Raw genomic sequence first — 12,211 nt, forward strand, 5'->3', positions numbered from 1 at the left:
CACGATCGTCTGACGGTCCGATCTGCCATCATCAATGGGGCCGTTCATCAGGCGGATTGATTCCCTCTTTTTGTCACGGCGTTTCTTACGATGGCAGGCACCGTATTAGGATCATACCCTTAAGGATCCCCCGGTCAGCACGATCTGTTACGGCTCGCGAAGGGGATTGCGTATCGGACACGCTGGCTCTCGAGACGTGGCCTATCATGGTTTCTTGAACAACCCGTTTCCCACGGGTCATGTCTTGGTCTGGCCACCAATGGTTGTTGCTGGCGATCAGCCTCTCGGGCGTAGGTGAATAGTTTTCCAGTCTTGGACGAATGGGGACGGAGCCAGGGCGGGGAACTGGCTGTGCATAAAAAAAGGGGGCGGAATGCGCCCCCTGTTTCTTAACCAGTAGCAAGAGATCAGAAATCCTTGCTGATCTGAAGCCAGAAGTTCCGGCCTGGAACGAAGGAGCTATAGGTCGAGGTATCGGTGTTGGTGCCGCCATCGGCGAAGAAGGGCGGGTTCTTGTTGGCGATATTGTTGACGCCGCCAGTAAAATTCCAGCTTTCAACATGGTAGCCGAGCGCGATGTCCTGCTGAACCATGGCAGGGGTCTTTACCCGACCATAGCCATCGGAAAGCTGCATGAAGGACGAGCTGTCATTCCAGTGAACGCCGCCTGTGTAGTTCGCCATATAGGTGATGGAGAACGGCCCATGCTGCCACGAGACGGTAGCGTAGTCGCGCCAGCGCGGGTTCGACGTACCACCCGGATAGTAGATGGCGTTCGTGTAGTGGTAGTACTGACCGCCCGGAACGAGTTGCTGCGAGTAATTGACGAGGTTCTGCAGGCTGTTGCTGATCGTCAGCGTATCTATGCGCGTCAGGCGGATACGGTAATCAAAGTCCCAGTCGATGCCGCTCGTGTTTGTCGTACCCAGGTTCTGCAAGACGGCCGAGACCTGCGAGATCTGTCCATTGGCAGAGCGGTTGACGAGACTGCAAAGCCCTGGATTGGTACCGTTGTAGCAGTTGTTGAGGATGTAGTTGGTGGCGAGTGTTCCGACCGATGAGCTGACATTGTAGTGCCAGAATTCCACCGAGGTGGAGAGGCCAGGAATCCAGCGCGGTGTCAGGACGGTACCGAATGTGTAGGTTCGACCGGCCTCCGGCTGCAGTTTGGCATTGCCGCCCGAAACAGTCGCGACCTGGCCCGAGCCCTGCTGCTGGAAGCTGCCCGGATTGGCGATGCCAGCCTTCATGCAGTTGGCGACAATCGTCGGGCTTGAGGCACCAGCGCAAGGATCGAGCGCTGTGGCATAGCCGAGAGACTGGGCGCCGAACAGTTCATAGACCGAGGGCTGGCGGAACGATGTGCCGATTGTGCCGCGGAAGCGGATATCGCGTGTCGGAGCCCAGTTGATGGAGGCTTTCCAGTTTTCGACACTGCCAAAGGTATTATAGGACGAATAGCGCCCCTGAGCGTCGATGTTCAGATCCTTGGCGAGGAACGTATCGCGCAGCAGCGTCGCCTTACCTTCAAGATAGCCTTCCGTGACGTTGAAGCCACCCGAGGTCACGCCCTGAGGGTTCGTCAGCGCGACACCTGACTGCAGCGCTGGATCAGGCACATAGGTCAGCTGCTCGCCGCGATGCTCCATACCAAGTGCGATGCCCAGATCGCCACCATGAGCCCATGGCATGGTCGCGACATGATCATTGTGAATCCGCAGGTTCAGGTCGCGCAGCTGGGAGTGGCCGTTGCTGGTAGTGTTGAGATTGGAATAGCGGGCTGCCGCAGGCGAGAGGCTGGCAAACGGGCTGGACAGCACACATCCCGCAGCGGCGTTACAGACACTGGGGTTGTAGATCATGCCTGAATTTGGATCGCCGAATGCGGTGGGCTGCAGGCCATAGGTGTTCAGCAGAGCAGGATAGCTACCCATGTTGCTCTGCTGGTATTTGTACATGTTGGCGCCGTAGGTATAGGACAGATCATATTTCCAACCTGCGTAAATACGGCCCTGTGCACCGACCTTGGCTGTAAGCGTATCGCTGGCCGTCTGCGTTTCACGCGGGCCCCACTCTGTCATACGCCGCAGCATCTGCAGATCTTCGCCTGCTGTGTTGCCCGGATAATCGGCCGGGATCGTGATCGCAGTCGGATAGGGACCGTTCTGTGGAACCGCCCCTGCAACCGGCTCGGCCGCCATCTGGGTCATGCTTGTATTGTGCGAATACAGAACATTCGAATACAGGGTGAAATGGTCGTTGAAATCGTAATGGGCATCGCCACTCAGGGACGAGTCCTGCAGCTGGTTTGTCAGGAAGCTGTCATGAGCGAAGTTGAAGCGCTTTGTGCCGGCTACCAGATTACCCTGATTGTCACTGCGATAGGCAGCCCCGGAATCCAGTCCGTAAAAGGAGCCGTAGGGCGAGTAGCTTGAGCCGAAGCGGTTGTTTGACGGATCGGCATCGTCGCCGATCTGCACATTGCGCGACCAGGATCGGTTGCGCTGACGGACCCCGCCCTGCGTCATATACTGGCCGAACAGGCTGATATTGCCCTTGCTGTGATCGAAGTTCCAGCCCTTGAAGCCCGAGATGATTCCTTGCGGTGCATCGCCATGGCCCGTGATACCACCGCGGACAGTGATGTTGCCGGTATCCAGATCATGCCGCAGCTTGATGTTGATAACGCCTGAAACAGCGTCGGCACCATAAAGCTCAGAGCCGCCATCCTTGAGAATTTCGACGCTCGCAACCTGCTGCACAGGGATCGAGTTCATGTCGAAGCAGTTGCTGGAGCTGTTCAGCGCGGCACGCTTGCCATCGATCAGGACGAGAACGCGGTTGGTGCCGAGATTACGCAGATCGGTGCAACTGACGCCGCCGCCACCATTGGTGTCGGTATTCTGCTGGCTGGAGGAACCTACAGACGGCAGACGCTGAAAGAAATCGGACAGCGTGGTCGCACCGGTCTGCTGGATCTGTTTGGCTGTAACGATCTGCACCGGGTTGGCGCTGGTGTTGTTTGCCGTGCTGAGAGCCGAGCCGACAACGACCACCTCTTCAGCTTTGCCGCTCATGCCGAGGGAGAGGCTATTGGATGCCGAAACATCGCGGAGCGTCGTCTGCGAGCGGCTTGGCATTGTCGTAGCGACAGGGGCGGTCTGTGCGCCAGCGATCGGGCCACTCGTCGTGCCCTTGGTAACAGTGGTCTTGTGCCTGGTGGTCGATTTGACCGCCTTACGGTGATGCGTGCTGGCTGAGGCGGTCTGCGCATGGCCGCTCGTCATGGTCGCTGCAGGCGAGAGGAAAATCACGGCACCCAGAAAAAGACGCGCTCGTCCTCGTATTTTGACGGTTTTCATGAAAATTAACCCTCGGAATGACTCTGTGTCACGAGGCTGCGGTTTCTGTCATATCATTGCAAGAGCGTTATCGTTTTGTGACGTTCCATTGCGCGCGAATACGTCAGGATGTTGCTGATTTGCATCATTCCGTGTCAGGTTCGTTGACGTATCCATCCTGCCAGCCGGGGGAAGTGAAAAAGAGTCAGCGTTTTCAGGTGAATCGTGCCGAAACGCTTTCTCGTGCAGCTGTGACAGTTCGAGACGAAGCTAGACGTTTCAAGCGGGAATAGGGGCAGCGCGGCCTATGCAGGATCGTAATCAATCGTTGCGCGTGTAAGGCGCTTTTTCGAGGGCAGGCCGGCTCAGTAGGATTTCAGCAGCCTGTCCAGATAATCCAGTTCGCTCTGCGGACGCGTCCTGTCTGCGTCCCGACGACGCAATTCGCGTTCGATCTCACGCGCTTTTTCACGACTATCGGCGTCAGGTATCGTGCCGTCCGTATCGGCGCCCGAATGCCCCTTGCCGAGTTTGCGCCCCAGAGGATCGCGATCAGCCTTGCTGCCGCCATCCCCTTCGGAGTCATCATCATCGCTGTCGGCCTGATGCTGGTCGCCCTTGCCTTTACCGCCTTGAGCGCTGTTGCCGGTCCCCATGGTCGGCAGAAGGGCGAGCGGACCACCACCGTGATTCTTGCCCTTCTGGGCTTCGCTCATTTGCTGCCCCGACTCAGCGAGGTCTTTCAGCACCTGGCGGATTGCACTTTCAGCAGGGCCATCCTGAACACTCGCCAGTGCCTGACGGACAGAATGCATGTCCTTGTCCGCCTTGGTGAGCCCCTCGAGGGTTTTGCCAGTCAGTGATTTGATGTCGTCATTGAGCAGCCGAGCTACCATCTGCAGGGCGCGCTGAACAGCGTGGTCATCGCGTCGCTGCTCATGCTGCGCGGTCGCTTCTTCCTGAGACAGGACAGGCGGTTGTGGCGGCGGGGCCGATTGCGGTTCGTCCATATCAGGAGGCGGTGCCATGCCCAGCCGTTTCAGCAATTCTGCTGTCGACATGGTGCTGACATCCTGATTCTGTCCCTGCTGGGCATCACGCGCGTTGCGCTGCCCGATGCCGAGGCGTGCCTGAACATGGTCGAGAAGAGTGGTCTCGCGCCGTACCAGATCGTGCAGTGTCGCCTTTTGCGCCTGTGCCCTCATGCGGGCGTGCATCTGCTGGGCAATCTGGGCGAGGTCCTGTGGCGTGGCGGACCTCATGCGCTCGACCATTTTCGATAGATCGTCGAGGCGTTTCAGAGCGTCGTCGGAATGGCCATTGGCTGCATCCGATTGCAGGCGCCGCATCAGCCTCGATACGGGATCGCTGCCATCATCAGCGCCCATATCCGGAATGACGCTGCCGAGCTGCATGCTGCGCTGCATCAGTGCCTGCATGCGCTGGTCGAGTGCCTCGCGCAGGCGCTTCATGCGCGTTGCCAGTTCCTGCTGCTCTGCTTCGCTATGCCCGTCCTTGCCGAGTGCCTGCATATGAGCGATCTGATCCTGGACCGCTTTCTGAGCCGCCCGGATTTCGAGATTGGCCTGAGCAGTTTCCCGGTCTGTATTGCGCAGATCTTCAAGATAGAGCGCGACGGCCCAGCACAGGCCGAGCGTATTTTCTTTTGCACGCTCTGCCAGCGGATCGTCGAGCTGGGCCGCAGCGTAGAGCAAAGCGAGTGTGCTTCCCTTTTCGCTGGAAGGCAGGGTCTGGGCTAGGGTCCTAAGCTCGTCTGCTGTCTGGGCTGCAGTCTCGCGGTCTAGCCCTAAGCGATGCCGCAAGGCAACCAGAGCCCGGGCGATCGGATCGTGAAAACTCCGGCTGGGCAGGGTGAGCTTCTCGACCGCGCTGTTCGCCTGACGGCCACTTCGGCTCGTGGCGTGCAACCTGATCGTGACATTCTCTCCGGCCCAGAGCGACTCTGTCAGATCGGCCTCGAAACTGCCTTCCGCCTTTTTGGGCTCACCTTTGAGGGGGATTGCCAGATCGATCGGGGGCAGGGTCGGCTTGGCGGCGAGGCTGATCTGAGCCTCAAGCCGTGTCACGCCGTGAGCCTGGGATACCTGCCAGGGGAGCACGACATCCGGGTTGTCGCTGGCTATGGAGGGCGGCTTCTTCCAGCTGACTTCAGGCGCGAGATCGGGCTCGATCGTGAAATTCCATTCGCCAATCGTCCGACCCCGGGACCTTACCGAGAGCCTGCCGCCATGGCTCAGACGCGTGACAAAGCTCCAGCTGCCGGGGTCGAGCTGCTTGACCCCGACATCGCTGATATCCACGCCCAGCAGATGGGGGCCAGAACGCGCGCCAGTAATATGAATGGTCAGCTTTGCGTCCTGGGGGATGGGCGGCGGCGTCGTGTCTCTGGAAAGGAAAATCGGGGCGCCGGGGGCGTAATCCGGGAGATCGACCCAGGCCTCTATCTGGGGCAGAGGGACGTCGATATCGTCAACGCCCGGCAGGAATGCGGCTTCAAGCCGGGAGGGGGCTGCGGGTCCGGCAAGGATGACGGCACCAAGCAGGGCTAGGGCGAAACCGGCCCAGCCGATCCTGCGCTCCAGGGTCCAGTGTAGAAGTGGCCAGCCCGCACGGAGCGGGCCTATGCTCGCGCGCAGGCGCTCCATATGTCGTTGCCAGAGCGCCGTCTCTTCCCCGTCCGCAGGCAAGTCATCGAGGCCAGCAAGCGGCTGATGGCGAAGGCCGGAACGGGATTCGATACGTCGGTCGATGGCGCTGCGCCGTGGGGGCGGCAGTCGGGAAAGATGGCGCGCCGCCAGAGCAATGGCGCCGCCGCCTACTCCAGCAAGAAGAAAGGCATGCAGCGTGTCGGGCAGGGATTGCGGAATACGCAGCAGGCCGCTCAGCGCATAACCGCCTGCCAGCCCAAGTGGCCATTGCACGGCCGACCATGCAGATTCGACCCAAAGCACGCGCCGCGCGCGGTGGCGGGCACGCTCGACCCGCTTTTCAAGCATGTAAGGAGACTGTGGCGCGGGCGGAGCCATGCTCATTCAGAATCCAGCCACTCCGGGACACTGTCATCGGCCCATAACGCTTCTACACGCTGCCGGGGGCGCACAAGTTTCCACTGACCGTTTTCGATCATTACCTGTGCGGCCAGAGGGCGACTGTTATAGGTCGAACTCATGACCGCACCATAAGCCCCCGTATCAAGCAGGGCGAGCGTATCGCCAGGGCGAACCGCGGGGAGGAGTCGGTCTTTTGCAAACACGTCGCTCGACTCACAGACGGGGCCGACCACCGTCTGCGGGCCGGTCTCTGCATAGGCGAGATCCGGGGCGAGGGGGACAATGCCGTGCCAGGCGCCGTAGAGACTGGGACGAGCCAGATCGTTCATGGCAGCATCGACGATGACGAAATCGGAGACGCCGTCGCGCTGAGCCTTGAGATCGATCACCGACGTCAGCAGCACCCCGGCGGGTGCGGCGATCCAGCGGCCCGGCTCGATGGCCAGTTTCAGATCGAGGCCGCCGAGTGTCTCGGCAATCGCGCCTGCCAGTGCTGCCGGAGGCGGCGCCAGTTCGTCGCGATAACGCACACCAAGACCACCACCGCAATCGACCACGCTGACGGTCAGGCCCTGGGCACGCAGATCGATCACAAGCTCTGCGATGCGGGCGTAAGCGGCCTTGAACGGAGCGGGAGAGAGAATCTGGCTGCCAATATGGGTGGCTAGACCACGTATATTGATGCCAGGCAATGTGCTGGCTTCGCGGTAGAGCGCGATAGCGTCTGCCCAGTCGATACCGAACTTGTCACCCAGGCGGCCTGTGCTGATCTTGTCATGGGTCTCGGCGTCGATATGCGGATTGACCCGCAAGGCAACCGGCGCATTCAGACCAAGCTCACGAGCGAGACGGGACAGGCGACGCAGTTCCTCAGCACTCTCAACATTGATCTGGCCGACACCCTCGCGCAGCGCCAGGGTGAGTTCAGAATCGGTCTTGCCCACGCCCGAGAACACGATGGCAGAGGGAGCAATTCCTGCCTGACAGGCGCGTTTCAGCTCGCCGCCACTGACAACATCGGCGCCGCAGCCTTCCTGTCGGAGCACGCTGAGCGTCGCGAGATGGTCATTGGCCTTGAGCGCATAATGAAGCGCAACATCGAGCCCGCGTTCGGTGAAGGCTTTCCTGAGATTGCGCGTGCGCCGGCGCAGCGTTCCCGCTCCCGTTACCCAACAGGGGGTACCAACCTGATTCGCAATGGTCTGCAGGGGAACGCCCTCGAAAAGCAGACCATCCTGCCCGTCCATATGCAGGGAGGGGCGTGACGCGAGAAGGTTCATGATATCAGGATCGTGGCGTGTCATGCCGGTTAGATTACAAGGGCAATCAGCAGCTTCCAAGCTGGGAATATGCCAGGAGAGGGGAATAATGATGAAAGACGCGCTGATCAGTGCTGCGCTGGATGCCCGGGCAAAGGCCTATGCGCCCTATTCACGTTTTCATGTCGGGGCTGCGCTGCGTTGCGATGGTGTGATCTATAGCGGGTGCAATGTCGAAAATGCTGCCTACCCGCAGGGAAGCTGTGCGGAAGCGGGCGCAATCTCGGCCATGGTTCTGGCTGGTAAGCGGCAGATCGACGAGATCGTGATTGTGGGTGGGGGTGATGCCGCCTGCACGCCGTGTGGCGGCTGCCGTCAGCGTCTGCGTGAATTTTCGTCATCTACCCTGAAGGTGACGATGGTGGATCCTCAGGGCGTTATATTGCTCGAGACCACACTCGGTGCGTTGTTGCCATGGTCATTCGGGCCGGAAAACCTCGTGTGATGTATTCTCTGACTGCTCAACGGGTTGTGGGGGCAGCCTGTCTTGCGCTGCTCATGATGGCGACCTGCGCTGGCGCGCCTGCTCGGGCGGCTCGTATCGTCCTGCCGGGAATTGGCGCGGGCGCGCGTCACGTTATCGACGTCAACCGCGAGCCGTGGCGTATTCTAGGGCGAGTGCAGACCGAACTCGGCGCCCGCTGCACAGGGTTTATGGTGGCGCCTTCTGTCATCATGACGGCGGCTCATTGTCTCTGGCGCGATGAGGCAGCGAATTTCGTCCAGCCTTCAAGCATCCATTTCATGCTTGGCTACGACACAGGGTCGTGGCGTGCCACAGCGCGTGCGGTGCGTTTCGTAATTGCGCCGAGCTATGATCCCTATCACCCCCTGCGTACCAGCCAGGGCGATCATGCGACCGTTATTCTCGATCATGCGCTCGTCAAAACGAATGAATTGCTCCCGATCGTTGCTGCCGAGCCGGGCGCACCGGCCATGCTGGCAGGGTACCAGCAAGACCGTATGGAGCTCGCCATGGGCGATCTTGCCTGTCATGTCGTTCATGTGCGCGGGCAACTGGTCGATCATGACTGTGCTGCCACGCATGGGGCGAGCGGCGCGCCTCTCCTGGTGCAAACAGACGGAAAATGGGGCATCGCAGGTATAGATGTGACCGCACGTGAAGGGCAGGGGGGTACAGCGGTCGGTTTCACGAATGAAGGGGTTTCTAACAAAAGCGTTAAAGGGAAGTAAGACGCTACTCTTTGAACTCGCGCGCATCCGGACCGTTAAAGGGAGCAGAATATTTTCCGAAGGGCGTGGCGGTTATGTCTGTAGAGGAACTTCACAGCGCAGGCATTGGCAAAACGGCCCCCAAGGCACCGACTGTGCTTGTGGTCGAAGATCAGGTTCTGCTCCGCCTTTACGTATCTGAAATGATTTCTGAGGCAGGCTATACGGTGCTCTCTGCCGAGAACGCTGATGAGGCGCTTTCAGTGATCACGAGCAACCCGGAAATTCGCCTGGTTTTTTCCGATTTCGAGATGCCCAGCGTCATGAATGGGCTTGATCTTGGCAATTATCTGTTCAGGACGCGTCCCGATGTCGCCTTTGTGCTGACGTCTGGTGCCAAGATGGAGGAAGGCTTTGCGCTGCCACCGCGTGGCCTTTTCGTCTCAAAGCCTTTTCTGGAGAGCGATGTCTGTTCCGCGCTCGCCCAGTTGGTGCACTAGGCACAACTCCTGTTTGCAGTGCGGCTGTTCGCAATAGGCGCGTTGGGGCGCTCCTGAGTGACGATCGTACTTCATGCGATAATCCCGCCATCACACGGTGCTACTTTCTTCGTGCCGACATCTCAGTGGGCGAGGGAGCTCAGCCGAAATGTCTCGGTGGGCAGTTTGGGCTGCAGGCGCATACGGCCTGCACCAAGCAGTCTCAGGCGGAGTGAGGATCAACTCGTTAATATTGACGCGGACGCCCACAGGCGTACATCTGGTCGTCGCTGAATTGTCTTGAAAGGAAATGGCGCACCCGAAAGGACTCGAACCTCTAACCCCCAGATTCGTAGTCTGGTGCTCTATCCAATTGAGCTACGGGTGCGTGGTGATCACTTGCATGATCACGATGTATACTGGCGCACCCGAAAGGACTCGAACCTCTAACCCCCAGATTCGTAGTCTGGTGCTCTATCCAATTGAGCTACGGGTGCGTCGTGGGGCGGGTTCTACTGTGAGTTTTCAAACCCCGCAAGAGGGAAAAAGAATTTTTTTCAATCAACGGTTTGGACGGGTCATCACGACATGGGCGCGACAGGTCGGTGAGCCGTAGATACCGCCAATGGCATTGCCGACAGGATAGCCGTTGAAAACGATGCTGTACGGCTTGCGCTGTGCATCCTTCATGTCGAGCTGCGCATGGAAATGCTGCTTGTCGGAGCCACGCTCTCCCTTGAGCACAAGCGCATTATCACCCGGCGTGAAGCTGATGGCCCTCGTGCCAATCTGCAGGGTCGAATTTGAGTCGGTCGGGCAGCTTCCCTGATCGGTCACGAGCGCGCCTGTCCAGACTCCGATCGGGTCCTTGCTTGGCGGCTGAGGGCCTGAGCAGGCGGACAGCAGAAAGACTGCGCCCAGAAAAGCCGCGCCTGTCAGGTGGCGAAAACGGGAATGCGACATAACGATCTCGTCTGAATGAAGGAATCATGACATTAAGAGGGGCTCAAACGCGTCGTTTGGGATGACGTTGCCCAGCGAACATCCTATACGATGCCCACAGAATTTGCCCATGCACGACGTGTTGAAAGAGCGCCATGACCGACACCGCCCCGCCTAACGCCGATACTCTGGATACGCAGCTTCACGAGGATCGCATTCTGATTCTCGATTTTGGCAGCCAGGTGACCCAGCTCATCGCACGCCGCGTGCGCGAGAGCGGCGTGTATTGCGAGATTTGGCCTTTCACCGCGACAGAAGAGAAGATTCGTGGCTTCCACCCGAAAGGCATCATCCTTTCAGGCAGCCCTGCGAGCGTGCACGATGATAATGCGCCGCAGATTCCTGATGTCGTATTCGACCTCAACATTCCCGTCATGGGCATCTGCTATGGTCAGCAGGCCATGTGCGCCCGACTGGGTGGCAAGGTCGAAACGCATGAGCATCGTGAATTTGGTCGCGCCCATATCGAGATTGCCGAAGATTGTGCGCTGTTCCGTGGCGCCTGGTCGCGCGGTCATCGCGAGCAGGTCTGGATGAGCCATGGCGACCGCGTAACGGCGCTGCCTCCGGGCTTCCGTGCCGTTGCCTGGTCTGAAGGTGCGCCTTTCGCCATCATCGCTGATGAGGGACGTCGTCTCTATGGCGTGCAGTTCCACCCCGAAGTGGTGCACACGCCGCATGGTGCAGCGCTGATCAAAAACTTCACTCACGAGGTTGCGGGCTGCAAGGGTACCTGGACCATGGCCGGGTTCCGCGATCTCGAAATCGCCCGTATTCGCGAGCAGGTTGGCACGGGGCGCGTGATCTGCGGCCTGTCGGGTGGCGTCGATTCTTCGGTTGCGGCCAAGCTGATCCATGACGCAATCGGCGACCAGCTCACCTGCATTTTCGTCGATCCGGGCATTCTGCGTTCGGGTGAAGCCGATGAGGTGGTCAAGACCTTCCGTGGCCGCTTCAACATCAGTCTCGTCCATCGTGATGCATCGGATCTGTTCCTGAATGCGCTGGCAGGCGTCACCGATCCCGAGGTGAAGCGCAAGACGATTGGCCGTCTGTTTATCGAGGTCTTCGAAGAGGAGGCGACCAAGCTTGGTGGGGCGCAGTTCCTCGCACAGGGTACGCTTTATCCCGACGTCATCGAATCCATCAGCTTCACCGGTGGGCCTTCGGTCACGATCAAGTCGCATCACAATGTCGGTGGTCTGCCCGACCGCATGAACATGAAGCTGGTCGAGCCGCTGCGTGAGCTCTTCAAGGATGAAGTGCGTGCGCTGGGTCGCGAGCTGGGTATTCCCGAGGCGATCGTTGGCCGTCATCCCTTCCCGGGGCCGGGCCTGGCTATTCGTATCCCTGGTGCGATCGATCGCGAAAAGCTCGATCTGCTGCGCAAGGTCGACGCGATCTATCTTGAGGAAATCCGCAATGCCGGGCTCTACGACGCGATCTGGCAGGCCTTTGCCGTACTGCTGCCGGTTCGCACCGTCGGCGTGATGGGTGATGGCCGTACCTATGATCAGGCTTGCGCCCTGCGCGCCGTTACCAGCACCGATGGTATGACCGCTGAAGTCTATCCGTTCGATTTCGGATTCCTGAACCGTGTGGCCGGACGCATCGTCAACGAAGTGCGTGGCATCAACCGCGTGACCTACGACATCACCTCCAAGCCCCCCGGCACGATCGAGTGGGAATAAGGGGCTCTATCGCCCCTTTGCCGATGTAACGACCGATGGGAGAGCCCGCTCAATGAGCGGGCTTTTTCTGTTGCTATCAATTGTGCAGCAGGCGTGTCTGAGTGACGACTGATCCTGTCCGGTTAACGATGGCAG

The 12,211-nt window shown here is 59.5% G+C and carries 8 protein-coding genes and 2 tRNA genes; 4 read left to right on the forward strand and 6 right to left on the reverse strand.

The annotated features are described in order from the left end of the window. Positions 1-407 precede the first annotated feature (407 nt). The 3 genes from IEV53_RS03000 to lysA form a co-directional block, all read right to left on the reverse strand. The gene (locus IEV53_RS03000; protein ID WP_229719500.1) at positions 408-3,362 is read right to left on the reverse strand and encodes a TonB-dependent receptor domain-containing protein; all 2,955 of its coding nucleotides are present in this window, start codon (positions 3,360-3,362) and stop codon (positions 408-410) included. 344 nt (positions 3,363-3,706) lie between these two features. Beyond that, complete coding sequence (locus IEV53_RS03005) at positions 3,707-6,394, reverse strand: DUF4175 domain-containing protein (RefSeq protein ID WP_188425262.1); 2,688 nt, start codon at positions 6,392-6,394, stop codon at positions 3,707-3,709. Further along, complete coding sequence (lysA, locus tag IEV53_RS03010; protein WP_229719501.1) at positions 6,391-7,692, reverse strand: diaminopimelate decarboxylase; 1,302 nt, start codon at positions 7,690-7,692, stop codon at positions 6,391-6,393. The genes IEV53_RS03005 and lysA overlap by 4 nt, the downstream gene beginning before the upstream one ends. Positions 7,693-7,780: 88 nt before the next feature. Here lysA and IEV53_RS03015 point away from each other — a divergent pair, with 88 nt between their 5' ends. The 3 genes from IEV53_RS03015 (at position 7,781) to IEV53_RS03025 (ending at position 9,404) form a co-directional block, all read left to right on the forward strand. Continuing rightward, on the forward strand, positions 7,781-8,176 hold the full coding sequence (locus IEV53_RS03015; RefSeq protein ID WP_188425263.1) for a cytidine deaminase: 396 nt from the start codon (positions 7,781-7,783) through the stop codon (positions 8,174-8,176). After that, complete coding sequence (locus IEV53_RS03020) at positions 8,176-8,925, forward strand: trypsin-like serine peptidase (protein ID WP_229719502.1); 750 nt, start codon at positions 8,176-8,178, stop codon at positions 8,923-8,925. Before IEV53_RS03015 ends, IEV53_RS03020 begins: the two co-directional genes overlap by 1 nt. A 74-nt stretch (positions 8,926-8,999) precedes the next feature. Then, on the forward strand, positions 9,000-9,404 hold the full coding sequence (locus IEV53_RS03025) for a response regulator (RefSeq protein WP_188425264.1): 405 nt from the start codon (positions 9,000-9,002) through the stop codon (positions 9,402-9,404). Positions 9,405-9,694: 290 nt separating this feature from the next. On the opposite strand, the gene IEV53_RS03030 is transcribed toward IEV53_RS03025, so the two are convergent. The 3 genes from IEV53_RS03030 to IEV53_RS03040 form a co-directional block, all read right to left on the reverse strand. After that, a tRNA-Arg gene (locus IEV53_RS03030) sits at positions 9,695-9,771 on the reverse strand. A 32-nt stretch (positions 9,772-9,803) separates the two neighbouring features. Then, positions 9,804-9,880: transfer RNA gene (locus IEV53_RS03035), tRNA-Arg, on the reverse strand. A 64-nt stretch (positions 9,881-9,944) separates the two neighbouring features. Then, positions 9,945-10,346 carry a hypothetical protein gene (locus IEV53_RS03040; protein ID WP_188425265.1) on the reverse strand — a complete coding sequence of 134 codons (402 nt, stop codon included), beginning with the start codon at positions 10,344-10,346 and terminating at the stop codon, positions 9,945-9,947. 134 nt (positions 10,347-10,480) lie between these two features. Here IEV53_RS03040 and guaA point away from each other — a divergent pair, with 134 nt between their 5' ends. After that, entirely contained in the window at positions 10,481-12,076 is a 1,596-nt protein-coding gene (gene guaA, locus IEV53_RS03045; protein ID WP_188425266.1) for a glutamine-hydrolyzing GMP synthase, read from the forward strand. Positions 12,077-12,211: the final 135 nt, after the last annotated feature.

This window comes from Asaia siamensis (assembly GCF_014635085.1).
Classification (GTDB): domain Bacteria; phylum Pseudomonadota; class Alphaproteobacteria; order Acetobacterales; family Acetobacteraceae; genus Asaia; species Asaia siamensis.